The sequence below is a fragment of the Atribacteraceae bacterium genome (genome assembly GCA_035477455.1).
In the GTDB taxonomy this organism is placed as follows: Bacteria; Atribacterota; Atribacteria; order Atribacterales; family Atribacteraceae; genus DATIKP01.
On sequence record DATIKP010000120.1, the window covers coordinates 1 to 10,889 of the forward strand.

At 52.5% G+C, this 10,889-nt stretch carries 11 protein-coding genes and 2 tRNA genes; 11 read left to right on the plus strand and 2 right to left on the minus strand.

The window, feature by feature from the left end; genetic code table 11:
• The 7 genes from VLH40_07385 to VLH40_07415 form a co-directional block, all read left to right on the plus strand.
• Positions 1 to 397 (plus strand): hypothetical protein (locus VLH40_07385; protein ID HSV31826.1); only part of this gene is annotated, 397 nt, incomplete at its 5' end.
• Complete coding sequence (locus tag VLH40_07390; protein HSV31827.1) at positions 394 to 1,425, plus strand: V-type ATPase subunit; 1,032 nt, start codon at positions 394 to 396, stop codon at positions 1,423 to 1,425. The genes VLH40_07385 and VLH40_07390, both read left to right, overlap by 4 nt.
• Entirely contained in the window at positions 1,418 to 1,741 is a 324-nt protein-coding gene (locus VLH40_07395; protein ID HSV31828.1) for a V-type ATP synthase subunit F, read from the plus strand. The genes VLH40_07390 and VLH40_07395 overlap by 8 nt, the downstream gene beginning before the upstream one ends.
• Before the next feature lie 17 nt (positions 1,742 to 1,758).
• A complete protein-coding gene (locus VLH40_07400) occupies positions 1,759 to 3,546 on the plus strand; it encodes a V-type ATP synthase subunit A (GenBank protein HSV31829.1) in 1,788 nt (595 codons plus the stop codon).
• A complete protein-coding gene (locus VLH40_07405) occupies positions 3,539 to 4,948 on the plus strand; it encodes a V-type ATP synthase subunit B (GenBank protein HSV31830.1) in 1,410 nt (469 codons plus the stop codon). Before VLH40_07400 ends, VLH40_07405 begins: the two co-directional genes overlap by 8 nt.
• Positions 4,945 to 5,559, plus strand: a complete 615-nt coding sequence (locus tag VLH40_07410) for a V-type ATP synthase subunit D (protein ID HSV31831.1) — start codon at positions 4,945 to 4,947, stop codon at positions 5,557 to 5,559. Before VLH40_07405 ends, VLH40_07410 begins: the two co-directional genes overlap by 4 nt.
• Positions 5,560 to 5,608: 49 nt before the next feature.
• Positions 5,609 to 6,334, plus strand: coding sequence for a metallophosphoesterase family protein (locus VLH40_07415; GenBank protein ID HSV31832.1), 726 nt, complete (start codon positions 5,609 to 5,611; stop codon positions 6,332 to 6,334).
• Positions 6,335 to 6,337: 3 nt separating this feature from the next.
• Here the strand turns inward: VLH40_07415 and VLH40_07420 are convergent, their stop codons facing one another.
• Complete coding sequence (locus VLH40_07420; GenBank protein HSV31833.1) at positions 6,338 to 7,480, minus strand: site-2 protease family protein; 1,143 nt, start codon at positions 7,478 to 7,480, stop codon at positions 6,338 to 6,340.
• A gap of 138 nt (positions 7,481 to 7,618) precedes the next feature.
• On the opposite strand from VLH40_07420, the gene VLH40_07425 reads away from it, so the two are divergent.
• From VLH40_07425 to VLH40_07435, 3 genes are all read left to right on the plus strand, one after another.
• Positions 7,619 to 7,695, plus strand: a tRNA-Arg gene (locus tag VLH40_07425).
• Positions 7,696 to 8,048: 353 nt separating this feature from the next.
• On the plus strand, positions 8,049 to 8,204 hold the full coding sequence (locus VLH40_07430; GenBank protein HSV31834.1) for a hypothetical protein: 156 nt from the start codon (positions 8,049 to 8,051) through the stop codon (positions 8,202 to 8,204).
• A 45-nt stretch (positions 8,205 to 8,249) separates the two neighbouring features.
• Positions 8,250 to 8,326: transfer RNA gene (locus VLH40_07435), tRNA-Arg, on the plus strand.
• A 273-nt stretch (positions 8,327 to 8,599) separates the two neighbouring features.
• Here the strand turns inward: VLH40_07435 and VLH40_07440 are convergent.
• Complete coding sequence (locus VLH40_07440; protein ID HSV31835.1) at positions 8,600 to 8,818, minus strand: hypothetical protein; 219 nt, start codon at positions 8,816 to 8,818, stop codon at positions 8,600 to 8,602.
• 855 nt (positions 8,819 to 9,673) lie between these two features.
• On the opposite strand from VLH40_07440, the gene VLH40_07445 reads away from it, so the two are divergent.
• Positions 9,674 to 10,705, plus strand: a complete 1,032-nt coding sequence (locus tag VLH40_07445; protein HSV31836.1) for a radical SAM protein — start codon at positions 9,674 to 9,676, stop codon at positions 10,703 to 10,705.
• The last annotated feature ends 184 nt before the right edge of the window (positions 10,706 to 10,889 follow it).

Sequence of the window (10,889 nt, forward strand, 5' to 3'; positions counted from 1 at the left end):
GAATTTACAGGGTCGCAACCAGGTCGGAAAGGTCAAATCAGAGGCGCTCCAGCGGGTCCGGGAGCAGTTGTTCCAAGCTCTGGTTAGGGCCGTCGATGAGTCACCGGAGACCTGGTACCGGAACATCCTCCTGAACAATACGGCTGGCCGTGACGAAGAGGTTCTGATGGCGTCTCCCGAAGCGAAGCGCCTGGGTAAGAAGTTTATTGATCAGGTGAACCAGGAGAAGGGAACGATCTTTACCTATGGTGGCCAGACAAATACAATTGATCGGGGATTTGTGATGAAGAAAAAGGGAATGATCCTGACCTTTAGTCTTCACTCGTTGGTCGAAGAGGTTTTCCGTTCAAATGAGGGCGACATCGCCAAAATTCTTTTTCAGGATGACGGTCTATGAAAACGATCACCGAGAAACCCCGGGCGGTACGAAATAGTGCCTATACCTACCTGATTGGCCGGATCCGGGTTCTGGAAAAGGGCCTGCTGAGCGGGAAGATTGTGGAGAGTGCCTTGCGGGCTGAAGACCTGGATCAGGTCAAGCGTGTTCTATCTGAAGTTCCCTTTCTGGGTGAGTCCCTCCAGGGTATCGGGAACACATTGCAATCGATCGATGAGACGCTGAATTCTCATTATTGGGAAACTCTTCGGGAAATAGGGCGAAGCCGTGCCGGGAAAAAGTTGACCGCGTTTTTTGTTCTTGGCTTTGACACGAACGCCCTGAAGTTGGTTTTAAAAAGGCAAATCGCTCAGGTGAGGGGGGGTAAAGAGTATCCCTCTTCTTTGTCCTGGACGACGTTAACCCGCTTTATGTCCGGTGAAGGACGGGAATACCTGCCGGACTTTTTCCGGTTGGCCGCAGAAGGGGCTCTCGCGATTTTTGAAAACACTGGAAATGTCCAGATGCTTGAAGCGGAAATTGACCGGCGATACCTCCAGGAAGCGCTGAATATGGCAAAGGTTATTGAAAGCCCGGTTATCAAGAACTGGTTGATTGCCTATGTCCTGTTCGCTTTCATACGGGCGGCCTTGCGGGCCCGCTTTCAGGAACGGAAAAACGATTTTCTTCAAACCCTCTACTTCAAGAACCCTTTTATCAAGCAGGAAGCGTTTCACGAACTGGTGACCGGGACGGAAGAAAAAGTTCGGGAGACTATCGACGATTTCGGTTTTTCCGATGTTTTCGACCGAGAAGCTACCCTTTTCGATCCAGTGGCCCTGGCCGAATTGGAGCGGTCGATGGACAATTATCTGATACGGTTCATCCGTGCCTATCGGATGGCCGCGTTTGGACCGGAGCCGGTATTCGGTTATCTCTACGCCCGTTGTACCGATACCAGAAACCTGCGCATCCTTTTGGAAGGGAAGTTTTTCGGAATCGGAGAAGCGGAATTGAAGCGGAAATTGCGGGAGAGCTATTATGAGTGAACGTAACACTAAACTGGCTTTTGTAGGGGGCGAGGAAAATGCGCTATGTTTTCGGGGAATGGGTTTTGATAACTATCTAACCAACTCCCCTGAGCAATTGCGGGACGCTCTCCCTGCATTGCGGAAAATGGATTACGCCCTGATTATCGTCGAATGGAAATATTACAGTATAGTTAAGAGCCATTTTGAGGATCTGAAAGGAGAGGCGCTTCCCGTTGTTCTGGGTATCCCAACCCGTGGGCCTGAAGCCGGGAAAGGTGGGGAATACGTGAGGAAACTCGTCGAAATAGCCATAGGAAGCGATATCCTGCTTTAGGGAGAGAGATGATGCCGATGGATGAAAATATAACCAGGGGAGTCGTACATTCGGTTAACGGTCCGGTAGTTGTGGCCAGGCGGTTACGGGGATCCAAAATGTTCGACATGGTCAAAGTCGGGGAAAAGAAGCTCTTCGGGGAGATCATTGAAATAGCGCGGGAGAACACGACCATCCAGGTTTATGAGGAAACGGCGGGGTTGCGACCTCGTGAACCGGTCGAATCCACCTATGAACCACTGAGCGTCGAACTTGGTCCTGGACTGATCGGACAGATCTTCGATGGAACCCAGCGTCCGCTGGAAGTGATCCGGAACGAGTCGGGGGATTTCATAGCCCGGGGAATCGATGTTCCGGCGCTGGATCGGGAAAAAAAGTGGGATTTCCACCCGTTGGTCAAAAAAGGGGACGAAGTTGAAGCGGGGGACTTGCTCGGTGAGGTTCAGGAATCGACGACCATATCCTGCCGGGTTATGGTTCCCCCCGGTGTTCAGGGAAAAGTCATTTCGGTGCAGGAGGGTTCGTACACCGTAGAGGATACGATCGTGGTCATCCAAACGGAATCAGACGGAGACGTCCCGGTGAGCATGATGCAGCGTTGGCCGGTTCGTACGACAAGGCCCTACCGGAAAAAAGTCAGCCTGAGCGAACCCTTGATTACCGGACAAAGAGTCATCGATACTCTCTTCCCGATCGCCAAGGGTGGAGCGGCCTGTATTCCGGGACCCTTCGGAAGCGGGAAGACCGTCGTTCAGCACCAGTTGGCTAAGTGGTCAAACGCTGAAATCATCGTGTTCATTGGATGCGGTGAACGGGGAAACGAAATGACTGATGTACTCATGGAATTTCCCAAGTTGATCGACCCCAATACCGGGGAACCCCTGATGAAGCGGACGGTTTTAATCGCTAATACCTCGAATATGCCGGTGGCCGCCCGGGAAGCCTCGGTCTATACCGGGATCACCATTGCTGAGTACTACCGGGATATGGGATACAATGTCGCCCTGATGGCCGATTCCACTTCACGATGGGCAGAGGCCATGCGGGAAATTTCGGGACGGCTGGAAGAAATGCCCGGCGACGAAGGATTTCCGGCCTATTTGGGAACCCGGATCGCCAGTTTCTATGAACGGGCGGGAAAAGTGGAATGCTTGGGGCGTGACCACCGGATTGGTTCACTGAGTGTTATCGGGGCGGTCTCTCCCCCCGGGGGCGACCTCTCCGAGCCGGTGACTCAGAATACATTGCGAGTGGTCCAGGTTTACTGGGGCCTCGAAGATAAACTGGCCTATAAAAGGCATTTTCCGGCTATCAACTGGCTGATCAGCTATTCTTTGTACGTTCAGGGTCTCGAGGAATACTGGAAAAAACATGTATCTCCTGAATTCAGCGAGGATCGGGCGGAAGCCCTGCGGATTCTCCAGCAGGAAGCCGAACTCGAGGAAATCGTCCGGTTGGTCGGTGTCGAATCGTTGTCCTTCCGGGAACGCTTCGTACTGGAAGTGGCCCGGATGGTCCGGGAGGATTTTCTCCAGCAAAGTGCTTTCCATGAACTGGACACTTTTTCATCCCTTCGCAAGCAGTCCCTGATTCTGAAATCTATCCTCGTTTACTACCAGGAAGGCTTGAAAGGGCTTGAAAAAGGTCTTGTCTTACGCAATCTGCTTTTGTTGCCGGTCCGTGAACGGATAGGGCGGGCCAAGTATATTCCGGAAGAAGATCTGAATAAAATCGAGAACCTGATCGGTGATGTGCGGGAACAGATGAATTCCAAGACCAGGGGTGAGGTAGAAAGCAATGTATAAAGAATACATGACGGTTTCGGAGATTGCCGGACCGCTTCTCACCATCGAGCAGGTGGAAGACTCCCGGTACATGGAAATTGTGGATATCGAATTGGCCGGTGGAAAGCGCCGTCGGGGCCAGGTCTTGATGACCAGCGAAGGGAAGGCGCTTGTCCAGGTCTTCGAAGGTACGGAAGGTATTGGCATCGGCGAGACCCGTGTGAAGTTTCTGGGACGAGTTATGGAACTCCCGGTTTCCCCGGATATTTTGGGCCGGGTCTTTTCCGGATCGGGCATCCCCATCGACGACGGGCCAGAAATTGTTCCCGAAGCCCGATTGGATATCAATGGAAACCCCATGAACCCGGTAGCCCGGGACTACCCCATCGACTTTATTCAGACTGGGGTTTCGGCGATTGACGGATTGAATACTTTGGTGCGCGGCCAAAAGTTGCCAATTTTTTCCGGATCCGGCCTTCCTCATGCCCGGCTGGCTTCCCAGATCGCCCGACAGGCCAGGGTCCTGAAGGAGGAAGAGAGATTCGCGGTGGTCTTCGGTGCCTTGGGGATTACCTTTGATGAAGCTAATTATTTTATTTCGGAACTGCGGAACACTGGAGCCATTGAACGTTCGATCCTGTTCATCAATCTGGCCAGTGATCCGGCGGTCGAGAGGATCATCACTCCGCGCTTGGCTTTGACCGCAGCTGAGTATTTAGCCTTCGAGCTGGATATGCAGGTCCTGGTGGTGCTCACGGATATGACCAACTACTGTGAGGCTCTACGGGAAATTTCCGCCGCCCGGAGGGAGATCCCGGGCCGCCGTGGCTACCCCGGTTATTTATATACCGACCTCGCCACGATGTATGAGCGCGCCGGACGGATCCGGGGAAAGAGAGGGTCGATAACCCAGATACCTATTCTCACCATGCCTGAGGACGACAAGACTCATCCTATTCCCGATCTTACCGGATATATCACGGAAGGGCAGATCATCGTCAGCCGCCAACTCTTCCGAAAAAACCTCTATCCTCCGATCGATGTATTGCCGTCCCTGTCCCGCTTAAGGGACAAGGGAATCGGAAAAGGCAAGACTCGCGAGGACCATCCCGATGTCGCCAACCAATTGTTTGCGGCCTATGCCCGCGGGCGAGAGGCCGCTGAACTGGCCACGATCCTGGGAGAGGCGTCATTAACGGATCTCGATCAGCTCTTTATGAAATTTTCCCAGGCGTTCGAATTCCGCTTTATCTCCCAGGGCGAATACGAAAACCGAACTATTGAGGAAACACTTACCATTGGATGGGAACTCTTACGTATGATTCCCCGGGAGGAATTGAAGCGAATCCGGGACGAATACCTGGATCGCTACTATAAAAAAGAGGAAACAGTGGCCACCGCAAGGGAGGGGGGTTCGGCGTGAGATTGAACGTCAATCCCAACCGAATGGAGTTAATGAAACTCAAGACCCGCCTGGCCATGGCCAGGCGGGGTCACAAGCTTCTCAAGGATAAGCTGGATGCTCTGATTCAGAATTTTGTCCGCATCGTCCGGGAGAACCGTCACCTACGGACCGAAGTCGAAAGGGAAATCCTCAAAGCCTTCGAGGCGCAGAACAAGGCCTCGCTTATGCTGACCGAAGCGGATAAGGAACTCATCACCGTGGTCTCCCGCCAAAAGATTGAATTGAAAGTGGGGATTAAACACGTGACCGGGATCCGTATTCCTCATTTCGAAGTCAAAGTGGAGGGAGATCCCTATACCTATGGCTTAGTCAATACCCCGGCGGAAATCGATGCGGCGTTTCATTCTTTTTTCAATGTGCTTGCTCGCTTGATCAAGTTGGCCGAGGCGGAGAAGATCATTGAACTGATGGCCGTGGAAATCGAAAAAACCCGGCGGCGGGTGAATGCTTTGGAATACGTCTTGATTCCCAATCTCAAAGAAACCATCAAGTACATCAACCTCAAGTTAGAAGAACTGGCTCGTTCACAAGTGGTGAGCATCATGCGTATTAAAGGTCGTTCGAAGTAGTCCGGTCTATCTGGGATCCGGTTTTCAAATCATTATCCCGGAAATAGCCTTGCAGGTTGCTCTTCTTTCAGACATCCATAGCAACTCTGAAGCTCTGGCAGCAATCGATCCCTGGTTGGATGGGGTCGATGAAATATTTGTTCTGGGTGACGTGATAGGCTATGGAGCGGATCCGGCGTTGTGCCTGGCTTGGGTGATCCGGAGACACAGCACCTGTCTTTTAGGCAATCACGATGCCGCGTGTACCGGTGCGCTCCCTCTATCCTGGTTCAGCCCGCAGGCCCGCCGGGCTGTAGAGTGGACTCGGCAACAGATATCTTCCTCTTTGTTGTCCTTTCTGGAGTACCTACCCCAATACATCGACCGCCTGGGAGCGCTATGGGTGCACGGAAGTCCCCGGAATCCTCTGGAAGAATACATCTCCAATCGGTCCGTTGCCGGTCGGATATTCACCAGCCATGATTTTTCGCTGTGCTTTTACGGGCATACCCACGTGGCCGAGGCCTATGTTCTGGAAAGGAATCGTTTGACTCATAAACAGTTGAACCAGGGAGGGGAGATTCATCTGGAAGAAGACAGGCGTTATTTGATCAATTGTGGGAGCGTCGGACAGCCCCGGGATGGGAATCCCCAGGCTTCTTTCGGCCTACTGGATACGGAGCGCAAGACAGTACGAGTAGTTCGGGTCGATTATGATCAGCAACAAGCAGCGAGCAAAATTCTCCAGGCTGGTCTACCGGAGGTTCTGGCTTATCGGTTGTTTGAAGGGTTCTGATCTTCACCTCCGCCGATCTTCACCTTCCAGTTCCATCTTCAGGGAGAAAAAATTCAAAAGATCCTTCAGGGTGATCACCCCCACCAGTTTTCCGTCCTCGACTACCAGCAAGCGACTGTTTCCCGATTTACTAATCCTGGACAATGCCTGGGTGGCGTCCGCTTCAGGCGAAATGGTGTTGTCCAAAGAACAGTTTTTGATTAAGTCTTTGAGTTCATGCTCGCTCCACTTCTCACGGGGGAGTTCCTTGATATCCCGGGTGTTCGCACACCCGATGAGTTTATCCTGATCCACAACGGGAAACATTTTGTAATGGTAACGGTAAACGTAATCTTCGACGAATTCGGCAATGGTGAGGTTTGAGGGAACGGTCATAGGGTCTGGCTTCATAAAGCGGCGGACTTTCTCGCCCTCCAGGGCCTTCGTCATCAGGGTCCGTTGCAAAGAAGACTGGGAAGCGTTTTGAATGAACATACCGATCAAAAAGAGCCAGATGCCTGAAATCAAGGCTCCGCGAAGAAAATTCAATATCCCCAGGGCAATGAGAAAGATACCGAAATAGGTACCGGTTCGCGATGAGACCCGGGTGGCCCAGGTAAGACTTCCTTTCCAGGACCACAGAGCGGACCGGAGGATACGCCCGCCGTCAAGGGGAAAAGCGGGGATTAAGTTGAATCCGGCCAGGACAAAATTGATGGTCCCCAAGTACCAGAGAATGCCCAGAACCGGACGGGGCCACTCGATCCTGCCGCCGATCAAAAACAATCCATAGAAAAACATTCCCAGGATTAAACTGGACACCGGTCCGGCGAGGGCCATGTAAAATTCCGCCCGGGCACTGGGCGGTTCTTCCTCCATTTCCGCCACGCCGCCGAAAATGAACAGGGTGATCCCCTTGATAACCAGTCCAAACTTTCGGGCGACCAGTGAGTGGGACAACTCGTGAGAAATAATTGAGAAAAATAAGCCCAGGGCCCCGATCACTCCCATCCACCAGTAGACTGCGGTGGGCAGTCCCTCGAAGTAGTTGGGGAATACACCCATGCCCAGAGACCAGATGACTAAAAAAAGTATGATGATCCAACTCAAGTCGATTCGGATGGCGAAACCAAACAAACTGAACAGGGTCAGCCGATTACCGTTCATTGTGCTCCCTCCCCGCAAAAAGAATCGATTTCCTCAAAAAGACCTTGAGACACCCGACCCAGGTCTGTTAAATGCAGGTCTTGCATCACCGGAAAAAACGGATATAATAATGCTTACCTGCGGTATCTCGTTCATCGTGCGCCCGTAGCTCAATCGGATAGAGTGGCGGCCTCCGGAGCCGTAGGTTGAAGGTTCGAATCCTTTCGGGCGCACCACCCCTTTTTAGAGCCATACCGGCCCCGGATTTATTCCCCGGGAAACCCGCGAGGTCCTCCTCGCCAAACGGCCTGCTTTCGGTAAGCTGGTTACACTGTGAGCCGAATTATCCCCTTTAGTATATCTCAAGTGGGAGATAAGTGTCGCGCTTTTGAGCGCTGTTACCCGCTTGCCTGTTGGCAGACAGGGGACTCACAGGCCCAGGTTTTACTGGTCCTGCAGTCTCGGTGACCAAGTGTATTCCACCGGGTTGATGATCCATAAGGGTTTTCAGAGGTCAGTCAGAAAAATGTATAAGGCGAGGAAGATTCTCCCGATCTTTGGCCGCCGTAGAGATGCCGCTGCTGTTTGCGTGAGAACGCGTCTTGACAGTGAAGTCAAACGAATTCCGGGCAAAAAAAGAGAGAGGGGGGGGGTAGCCATGCTTGATCTGTTCAAAGATATCTTCGGATTGCCATTCTTGGCTGCTTATCCGGCCTGGGCTGGAAGAGCGACTGCGATCGATTGAACGCAACCGATGAAGATGATACAATAAAGGCTCTAAAGATAGTGCGCGCCTGTAGCTCAATTGGACAGAGTGGCGGACTTCGGATCCGTTGGTTGGGGGTTCGACTCCCTCCAGGCGCGCCAGGTTTCTATGGAGCCATTCATGACTCGGGGGAATGTCACCGAAGACCCCGAATCCGCTATTCTCCAAATAGCTCTCCCTCAATTAAAACGAGGCGTCCACAAAGGGTGGGTTGTCTTCCTCAAGGCTAAGCCGGTTGGTAAAAGTTCAAAGGACAAAGGTCTGCTGCGGTTGAGACAACAATTGAGCAACCCGGACCATTTTTATGGTTGTCGTTCGAAGACTTCCGGAATCCGCTGATTGAGGAGTAACAGTTCGTTTAGGATCTTTTCGATTCATTCAGTCCGGCTATCCATCGAATCAGGAGTATCATTTCCTGCTTGTCCCGGCCTATCCATGCCTTCCGGCTGGTTTATCATCAGGCTGTCTCTTGGGGGTGTAACCGGTTCCGAGCTCAGAACATAGAGCATTTTAAAAAGGATGAGCGCTTGGACGTACTCATCTCTGGGCAATCTTTCCCGGTCAACCCTCGTCATACCCCGCATTTTTTCCATATGCTGCCGTCCCATCGTCTCCATATCCATATTGCCCATCATGCCCGGCTTTTCGGGAACGGCAGGATCGGGGGGAGGTGAAGAAACAAGTTTTCCTTGATCAGGGACAAGGCGCCGGTTGGTTCCAGGACAACAGGAGTTTCTTCCAAAAAAACGGTAGTTTCCACAGACGGTGCCAGATGGTGGGAGTTTTGGGCGATACAGATTCACCTCTTTATGTTTTTCGGGAGGTTCAGGGCAATGCTCAATGGGGTGGATATTCCATTATAGCATGCGGGCAGACGATGAAAGCGATCACCTGTAACGCATCCCTGGTTCCAGTGCAAGGAGATGAGGCGTTGCTGATAGCAACGGGGCCTCGGTGAAATGAGTTTTTGCAGCAAAATCAAATAGAGAATGGGATAAAATACGTTAGGATTTTCACCCATCACAGCTTTATTCACAGAGGAAGTTAATCACCATATTCAGGAAAGAAGCAATAAATTTTTATTGACCCTTCTTTCGCCACGTCGTATACTGAGGCTTGTATACCGGGATCTTGGTCGATCCTTTTTTTGCCGGAAGCTCGTTTCGATCGCTCTCCCCGGAGCGCTTAATGTTCAATCATTTGACGTCAATCCCCAGAAAAGGAATGGAGTAGCGATGGATCAGGCCGGTTCACACCGTATTTATCGTTTTAGCCGGATTCCCGAACTGAGCAATCTGACGGTTTCAGTTGAAGCCCGAGGTAAAGGAGTGAGAACCCGGATACGCGGGAAGGCTTCCCCTTGGGTTCGCTTCGTCATTAAACGATACTTTGCTTTCCACTCATCCCTCGGAATCTTAGGAAACAGAGGGGGAGGAAATGTTTATTCGTTGTATCTTCCTCCCATACCCAGTGCCGCCCATGAACGTATGTTCGAGACTTTTCTCTCTACCGTCGTTTATAAAAGGCGGATTCCCATGGCTGCCACTCTTGGGATAACCGATCAGTGCCAGTACCGGTGTGTGCATTGCAGTGCGGCCGGACGCCGAACCGACCGGCCGGTCATGACCACCGAAGAGATCCAGCGGGTTATTGCCGAGTGTTTGGAGCTCGGGGTTACCAACATCACCTTTACCGGTGGAGAACCAATGCTGCGCAAGGACCTGACTCGACTGGTCGCTTCCGTGCCCGGGGGAATGGCTGTTTCGCAGGTCTTCACCAATGCCCGGGATCTGACCGCCGAGCGGATCGCTGAATTACGGGAAGCCGGCATCTATGGGATCCAGGTTAGTCTTGATTCCCCCAACCCGGCGGAACACAACCGGCTGCGTGGGTCGGAAGAGGCGTTTTCGGCCGTAGAGCGGGGAGTCAAGGAGGCCCACCGGGCCGGTCTTTTGGTGGGGGTGTCCACCTATGCGACCCGCAGCCGGGTTCAGGGGCCTTTTTTGTTGGAAATTGCCGAACTGGTTGCCGGGTGGGGAGCACAGGAAGTCACGGTCTTTGATGCCATAGAAATCGGTGGGTTGTTGGGAAGCTCTGATCTTTTTCTGGATCGGGCTTCCCGGCGCCGACTCCTGGCGGACATGAGGACGGTCAACCGCCGGTACCGGGGGAGGCTGCGGGCGGTGACCCAGAGCTGGACCAACAGCGGGCGGGGGTTTTCCCGGGTGATAGGTTGTCTGGCCGCCAATTTCCAACTCCATATAACTTCACAGGGAGATCTCACCCCTTGTGACTTCACCCCATTGTCCTTTGGAAACATTCGGGAGTCATCGGTTCAAGAATTGTGGGACACCCTGCTTTCCCATCCGGCCTATCGCCGTCATTCTCAGCGTTGTCGGATGCAGGATAAGGACTTTCGGCGGAAATATATCGAAACTATTCCAGATGGTGCGGCGCTACCCTACCGGATCGTTTCCTGAAGTTTTTAGCAGGGACTTCAGGAATTGGTCTTCCTGAGATAGGATGTACCGAAAAATTCCAGGACTTCCTGCCAGGACGTGCTTTCTTCCGGAGTGGTGGACCCCCGCGGGGATTGGTAGTCAAAACGGCGGGTCAGCGATTCCAGTAGTTGGAAGATGATCTTTAGAGAACGGCGGGTCAGCG

What these genes read in the sequence shown, in the direction of transcription:
- VLH40_07390 (HSV31827.1), top strand. Translation starts at nt 394, where the DNA reads ATGAAAACGATCACCGAGAAACCCCGGGCGGTACGAAATAGTGCCTAT.
- VLH40_07395 (HSV31828.1), top strand. Translation starts at nt 1,418, where the DNA reads ATGAGTGAACGTAACACTAAACTGGCTTTTGTAGGGGGCGAGGAAAAT.
- VLH40_07400 (HSV31829.1), top strand. Translation starts at nt 1,759, where the DNA reads ATGGATGAAAATATAACCAGGGGAGTCGTACATTCGGTTAACGGTCCG.
- VLH40_07405 (HSV31830.1), top strand. Translation starts at nt 3,539, where the DNA reads ATGTATAAAGAATACATGACGGTTTCGGAGATTGCCGGACCGCTTCTC.
- VLH40_07420 (HSV31833.1), bottom strand. Translation starts at nt 7,480, where the DNA reads ATGAACGGTAATCGGCTGACCCTGTTCAGTTTGTTTGGTTTCGCCATC.
- VLH40_07440 (HSV31835.1), bottom strand. Translation starts at nt 8,818, where the DNA reads ATGGAAAAAATGCGGGGTATGACGAGGGTTGACCGGGAAAGATTGCCC.